6 protein-coding genes and 2 pseudogenes are annotated in these 6202 nt (G+C 31.6%); 6 read left to right on the forward strand and 2 right to left on the reverse strand.

Annotated features, from left to right (window positions below):
• Positions 1-219: 219 nt before the first annotated feature.
• Both V5784_RS05635 and V5784_RS05640 read left to right on the forward strand, forming a co-directional pair.
• Complete coding sequence (locus V5784_RS05635; protein WP_336888073.1) at positions 220-1182, forward strand: KpsF/GutQ family sugar-phosphate isomerase; 963 nt, start codon at positions 220-222, stop codon at positions 1180-1182.
• A 76-nt stretch (positions 1183-1258) separates the two neighbouring features.
• Positions 1259-1459, forward strand: a pseudogene (locus V5784_RS05640) (DUF1858 domain-containing protein).
• Between the two features lie 77 nt (positions 1460-1536).
• Here V5784_RS05640 and V5784_RS05645 read toward each other — a convergent pair.
• The gene (locus tag V5784_RS05645) at positions 1537-2286 is read right to left on the reverse strand and encodes a TSUP family transporter (protein ID WP_336888068.1); all 750 of its coding nucleotides are present in this window, start codon (positions 2284-2286) and stop codon (positions 1537-1539) included.
• Positions 2287-2815: 529 nt separating this feature from the next.
• On the opposite strand from V5784_RS05645, the gene V5784_RS05650 reads away from it, so the two are divergent.
• Together V5784_RS05650 and tyrS are read left to right on the forward strand one after the other, a co-directional pair.
• Positions 2816-3217 carry a branched-chain amino acid transport system II carrier protein gene (locus tag V5784_RS05650; protein WP_336888069.1) on the forward strand — a complete coding sequence of 134 codons (402 nt, stop codon included), beginning with the start codon at positions 2816-2818 and terminating at the stop codon, positions 3215-3217.
• 320 nt (positions 3218-3537) lie between these two features.
• Positions 3538-4755 (forward strand): tyrosine--tRNA ligase, encoded by a 1218-nt coding sequence (gene tyrS / locus V5784_RS05655; RefSeq protein ID WP_336888070.1) that lies wholly within the window; start codon positions 3538-3540, stop codon positions 4753-4755.
• 77 nt (positions 4756-4832) lie between these two features.
• On the opposite strand, the gene V5784_RS05660 is transcribed toward tyrS, so the two are convergent.
• Positions 4833-5471, reverse strand: a complete 639-nt coding sequence (locus V5784_RS05660) for a thioredoxin family protein (RefSeq protein ID WP_336888071.1) — start codon at positions 5469-5471, stop codon at positions 4833-4835.
• A gap of 315 nt (positions 5472-5786) precedes the next feature.
• On the opposite strand from V5784_RS05660, the gene V5784_RS05665 reads away from it, so the two are divergent.
• Complete coding sequence (locus V5784_RS05665) at positions 5787-5966, forward strand: 4Fe-4S binding protein (protein WP_336888072.1); 180 nt, start codon at positions 5787-5789, stop codon at positions 5964-5966.
• 36 nt (positions 5967-6002) lie between these two features.
• Positions 6003-6202, forward strand: a pseudogene (locus V5784_RS05670) (hydroxylamine reductase); the annotation flags it as partial.

Genomic DNA, 6202 nt, shown 5'->3' on the forward strand with positions numbered 1-6202 from the left:
ATAAAAAGGTATATTAATTTTTATAATAACGATAGAGGACATAGTTCTTTAGATTATGAAACACCTGCTAAGGTATATTTTAGTACTCAAAAAATTGCTTAAGTTTTTTCATAAACTGTTTGACAAACACGACCACCATACAATGAATATTCTAACTTTTTTTTATATAGATGAATAAACTAAAAAAAAATGATATAATAAACAAAAACAACAGGGGGAATCATGGATATAAAAAAATATGCTCAGGAAATATTTGATGTTGAAATAGAGGAATTGAAAAAAGTAAGGGATAAGATTGGACAAGAATTGGAAAAAACAGCTAAGTTGATCATGGATTGTAAAGGGAAGGTTGTTGTGACAGGGATCGGAAAATCTGGAATAGTAGGGAAAAAAATAGCTGCAACTTTGGCTTCTACAGGAACGCTGACAGTATTTATGAATTCAGCTGAAGGTCTTCATGGAGACCTTGGGATGGTACACGCTGAAGATGTTGTAATTGCTATCTCAAATTCAGGAAACAGTGATGAAGTGGTATCGATAATCCCATCAATAAAAAAAATCGGTGCAAAATTAATAGCTATGACTGGAAACAAAAATTCTAAATTAGGAAAGGAATCCGATGAAATATTGGATATAGGTGTTGAAAGAGAAGCCTGCCCTATGAATATAGCTCCTACTTGTTCAACTACAGCTACGATGGTTATGGGAGATGCTTTGGCATCAGTACTTATTAAATTAAGAAATTTCAAACCAGAAAACTTTGCTATATATCACCCGGGAGGCAGTTTAGGAAGAAGGCTTCTCATGAAGGTAAAAGACGTAATGCATAGCGGAACTGATCTTGCAGTTGTAGAAAAAAATGCCGATATAGATGAGGTATTGGTGACTATGACAAAGAAAAAATTAGGAGCTGTCTGTGTATTAGAAGACGGGATGATGATAGGAATAATTACAGAGGGAGATATCAGAAGGGCGTTGGGAAATAAAGAGGAGTTTTTTACCTATAAAGCTAAAGATATCATGATCTCAAAATTCACCGATATTGGAGCCGAAAAGATGGCTGTAGACGCATTGGAACTCATGGAAAATAGGGAAAGTCAAATTTCAGTTTTACCTGTGTTAGAGAGACAAAAATTAATAGGTATGGTAAGGATCCATGATTTGTTAAATAGTGTTAATTAATCTTGACAAGTTTAGTATGATAATATATAATTTATGTATTAAAAGAATATAATATAGATTTTTAGGAGGAGTTTAAATGGTAAACAAAGATATGAATATATTAGAAGCTGTACAAGAGTATCCAGTAATCGTTCAGGTATTCCAAAGATACGGACTTGGTTGAGTGGGTTGTATGGTAGCCTCAGGTGAGAGCTTAGGAGAAGGAATCGCGTCACACGGATTAAATGCTGATGTTGTAATCGAAGAAATGAACAAATTAATCGAAGAAACTAAGTAATTTTATTAAGTGATATGTATATAAAAAAGACCTTTGAAATTTCAAAGGTCTTTTTTATATACATATTATTATCTTAATTAGATAACCATACCGTAAACCATCTTGCCGGCCATTACTAAGGACATAACGATAAAGATAGGTTTTATAAATTTAGCTCCATTTTTTACAGCCATCTTAGAACCTATTTTAGAACCTAGGATCATAAACACTGCAGAGATAAGACCATATCTAAAGTTTACTTGTCCATTGTATAAAAAAGTAAGAAGAGCAGCAAAACCAGTGGTTAAATTTAATACCTTAGTATTGGCAGTGGCAACAGTGAAATCGAATTTGAAAATTTTAACCAAACCAAACATAAAAAATGTTCCTGTACCAGGACCAAAGAATCCATCATAAAATCCTAAAATAGAGGTTAAGATCTTACCTAAAAATTTATTTTTAGGAGTAAATCCATCAAAGGAATTTATCATGCCTACTTTTTTAGAAATAATAGTGTAGGTAGCCACTCCAAAAATCATAAAAGGGATTATCTTCTCCAAGATATCAGGAGTAATAAATTGTAAAGCGATTACACCAATAACTGCTCCTACAAATGCAAAGGGAATCATAAGTTTAAGTAGTTTAAAATTTAATTTATTACTTTTAAAAAATTCATGACTGCTAACCAGTGTTCCAGCAGCAGAAGCCAGTTTATTTGTTCCTAAGGCAAGGTGGGGGGGAAGACCAACTAAAAGTAGTGTAGGAGTACTGATAAGCCCTCCTCCTCCAGCAATAGAGTCTATAAATCCAGCGATAAACATTCCTAATCCGATCAATAAAATTTCCATAGTTCCTCCATAATTTTTAATATAGTTAACATTCTATAGGATTCTATCAAAATAATCAATAGCTGATATTTTTAAAAAAGAGTCTTTTTATCAGAACATTCGTATCATTAGATTTTATTGATGCCAATATAGCGCACTTTTGTCTATAAATGTGGTACAGATGTTCCTAGTTTTGCGGACTAAAGTCTGTGGTTTTTCCGACGATTTTGTTAAAATAATCACTTAGCGAAATAAATAAATAAATAAATAAATAAATAAATAAATAAATAAATAATTTCAATGTATATAAAGGAATTTTAGGGGAATTAAGAAATAGATTGATAAAAAATGATCAATTGTTGACTTAAGTTAAAATTAAGCGTATATAATTAAAGTACTATATATATGTGTATATGTGTATATGTGTTCTGAATTTAATCTTTTCATCTTGAAAAAGTTGAAAAAGATCCGAAAAAGAATATTTATGTTTTGGTGAGTTATGGGAAAGAAAAAAAAAGGGAACAGAAAAATAAAAACAAAGGAGTGATTTATGAAAAACAAAGATGTAATTATATTTGGTTTGGCAATATTTGCCATGTTTTTTGGAGCAGGAAATTTAATTTTTCCACCAGAAATAAGGATGGTAACTGGAAAAGAATGGATGAAAGCGGCATTGGGATTTTTTTTAACAGGGATATTTTTGCCTATTTCTGGTCTATTAGCTTTTAGTCAAGTTGGAGATATAGATGCTTTTGCACTTAAATTTACTACACCTACAAAGGCTGGAATAATGAGTCTGGTAGAACTTCCGACTGCTGCTATCATAGGGCACTTTTTCTTGGGAGAATATTTATTTGTTGTGAATGTAATAGGAATCGTAATATTACTTGTAGGAACCATGGTATCAAAGGTAGAGATGCCTAAGAAAAAAACAGCTGTTCTAATGGGATAACTTATATTTTTACTCACTTTAAAAAATGTAAAATTTAACTTAAATCGCTTTTAAAAAAAATCTTATTATGTTATAATTAAAAAAATATAGAATAAAAAATCAGGAGAAAGATATGAAATTTGAAGACAACCAAACTTATTATTACTATTATTAATTGAGGGACTGTGTAGAAATATTACAGCCCATTTTATAGTATACTAATAGGGGTTGTATCTGAATTAAACTTTTTAAAGCTTACAGATATAATCTGTGAGCTTTTTTTTATAGGATAAGAAATTTATGGAATAAATAAAAATTATATATATAAAAGGAGATCAACTATGGATATCAATGTAGAGGTGCAAAGACAGTTAGGTATATTAAAAAGGGGGGTAGAGGAATTAATTTCTGAAAAAGAATTAGAAAAAAAATTAAAAAAATCACTGGAGACAAATACCCCATTAATCGTAAAACTAGGGATAGATCCAACTGGTTCTGACTTACACATTGGTCATGCAGTACCCCTTAGAAAATTAAAACAATTTCAGGATCTAGGGCATAGAGTAAAATTTTTAATTGGTACATTTACAGCCAGAATAGGAGATCCTACAGGAAAATCTGAAACTAGACCAATGTTGTCTTCTGAAGATATCACAAAGAATATCCAAACATATTTAGATCAATTAAAGTTAATCTTAGATATGGAAAAAACAGAGGTTGTATATAACGGTGACTGGTTAGAAAAATTAACATTAGAAGATGTATTAAAGTTATTATCTCAATTTACAGTAGCACAGATGATTCAAAGAGATGATTTTTCTAAAAGATTAGCAGCAGGAAAACCAGTTTCATTAGTAGAATTTATGTACCCAATTTTACAAGGGTATGACTCTGTAGCAATAGATGCCGATGTAGAATTAGGGGCAACTGAGCAGACATTTAATTTATTAAGAGGTAGAGACTTACAAAGAAATGCAGGGACAGAACCGCAGGTATGTATGATGATGCCAATCTTAGAAGGGTTAGACGGAGTGGAAAAAATGTCTAAATCATTGAATAACTATATTGGGATAGCAGAAGCTCCCAACGATATGTTCGGGAAGATAATGTCTATCTCAGATGACCTTATGTGGAATTACTATGAGGTAGCTACAGATGTACCCATGGAAGAAATTGCAAAATTAAAGGGAGGAGTAGCTGATGGAAGTATCCATCCTATGGATTGTAAAAAGAGGTTAGGAGCAGAGATAGTAACTATCTATCACAATGAGGAAGAGGGAAAAAAGGCCTATGACTGGTTTGAAAATGTATTCTCTAAGAGAAATATGGATGTAGATCTGCCAGAGGTAAAGATAGATGAAGATGAAGTAGGAGCAATCGACTTGTTGGTTAAAAAATTAAACTTCTTTAAGGGAACATCTGATGCCAGAAGACTTATCACTCAAGGTGGATTTAAGGTGAATGATGTAGCAATTAAAGATGTGAAAGCAATTATAAAAATTGAAGCTGGAATGATAGTAAGAGCAGGAAAAAAGAAGATAGTTAAAATCACTAAATAATATAGTGTCCTCCAGAAGGATGTATAAAAAAATCCCTGATTTTCAGGGATTTTTTTAATCTATATAGCTTTAAAAGATTATATATTTTTTAATTTTTCAACAAACATTTGTAGAGGTTGTACACCCAATAGATCATCTTTGTCATTGAAAAAAGTCCTAGGGACAGAACTTATCCCAAAACCATTGGAAAGATCATTATATAGGTTGGACTGTATCATCTCAGCATCAATATTGTTATTTAATAGAGCTATTTTAAAAGCTGTCATAACCGCCTTAGGACAGTGTGGGCACTGCAAACCTACAAATACTTTGATATTTATTTTTTTATGGATTTGTTTAATAGCGTCTTCTAATTTACTTTCTAATGGAGTAGTCATTCCAGAACTTTCCAAAATGGCAAATAAAAGTGAATTTATTTCATGCCCAGTGGGAATTCCATAAAATTTAATTCCAGTAGGCTTACCTGCTACCAAAATAGTAGTTCCCGGAACCTTATCAATCCTATATTTTTCAGCTAGATCAGAGTTTTTAATTAGGTCGTATTCTTCAAATTGTATTTTATTATTTAATGTAGTTAACTGTATCATCATAGCGACTACTTCATCACATAGAGGTTTCCCCTTTTCCACAAAAGTAATAATTTTAATTGGGTTTTTTATTTTATTTAACCCTTGTTTCATTTGATTTAAAATTTCTTTATTAAAAATTTCTGACATCTCCTTCCCTCCCTTCACATCTATGACAGAACCTATATAGAATATTTGTTGTTCTAATTTCTGTCTATCCTCTAATTATATATTTACCATAGATGAAAAAATCCTTTAAGGAAAGATAAAAAGATATACTAGACTTTTATTATAGTAGTTCAGTTAATAGAAAAATAGGAGGGAGAAATGAGGTGAAAAATATAAGCGTTTTTCTGGTGAGGGGAACAGCAAGAAAAAAATATTTAAAATAAAGGATTAATTAGAAATTCTTAGAAGGATAAAATGTATGAATTTTTATAAAATAAAAAAAAGGAGGAATAAAAAATGGCTTATAGAATCAATGAGGATGAATGTGTTGCCTGTGGTGCTTGTGAACCGGTATGCCCGGTAGAGTGTATCTCTGAGGTGGCAGAGGGTAAAAGATTGATAGATGAAGATGCATGTATCGATTGTGGTGCCTGTGCAGGAGTCTGTCCTGTGGAATGTATTGACCCTGTAGAATAATTTTTATATCATAATATATTTAGGAGGAGTTGCTATATGTCAATGTTTTGTTATCAATGTCAAGAAACTGCAATGAATAAAGGTTGTACTGTTAGAGGAGTCTGTGGAAAAACTCCCGAAACAGCTAAATTACAAGATCTGCTTGTCTATATGGCTAAAAGTGTATCAGCATGCTGTAATGTTTTGGAAGGTAAAACTGAGGTGTTAGGAGATAAATATAAATGGGTTGTAAACTC

The sequence above is a fragment of the Psychrilyobacter sp. genome, assembly GCF_037132775.1.
Taxonomy (GTDB): Bacteria; Fusobacteriota; Fusobacteriia; order Fusobacteriales; family Fusobacteriaceae; genus Psychrilyobacter.

Bases quoted from the DNA above. Each gene is read 5' to 3' on its own strand.
- tyrS (WP_336888070.1), top strand. From the start codon at position 3,538: ATGGATATCAATGTAGAGGTGCAAAGACAGTTAGGTATATTAAAAAGG.
- V5784_RS05665 (WP_336888072.1), top strand. From the start codon at position 5,787: ATGGCTTATAGAATCAATGAGGATGAATGTGTTGCCTGTGGTGCTTGT.
- V5784_RS05645 (WP_336888068.1), bottom strand. From the start codon at position 2,286: ATGGAAATTTTATTGATCGGATTAGGAATGTTTATCGCTGGATTTATA.
- V5784_RS05650 (WP_336888069.1), top strand. From the start codon at position 2,816: ATGAAAAACAAAGATGTAATTATATTTGGTTTGGCAATATTTGCCATG.
- V5784_RS05660 (WP_336888071.1), bottom strand. From the start codon at position 5,471: ATGTCAGAAATTTTTAATAAAGAAATTTTAAATCAAATGAAACAAGGG.